General features: G+C 58.0%; 1 protein-coding gene. It reads right to left on the minus strand.

Features of this window, described 5'->3' with window-relative positions:
• Positions 1–36: 36 nt before the first annotated feature.
• On the minus strand, positions 37–231 hold a 195-nt coding region (locus B3520_RS05365; protein WP_286875577.1), incomplete at its 5' end, for a c-type cytochrome.

Consider the following 231-nt stretch of genomic DNA (forward strand, 5'->3'; position numbering starts at 1 on the left):
CGCAGGCCGCATCCGCCGTAACCTTCCGCTAAACGATTAACTGCTCTCTTCAACCATATAATCGACGGTCGCCTGAATCTCTTCATCAGAGCAGTCGCTGCACAAGCCCATGGCCGGCATGGCATTGAAACCGTTGATAGCGTGGTCGTACAGTGTCTCGGAGCCCTTCTCAATGCGGCTTGCCCAGTCGTCCACGGAACCGAGCATCGGCGCACCGGACACGCCAGCATC

It is taken from the genome of Marinimicrobium sp. UBA4509 (assembly GCF_002388575.1).
GTDB lineage: Bacteria > Pseudomonadota > Gammaproteobacteria > Pseudomonadales > Cellvibrionaceae > Marinimicrobium > Marinimicrobium koreense.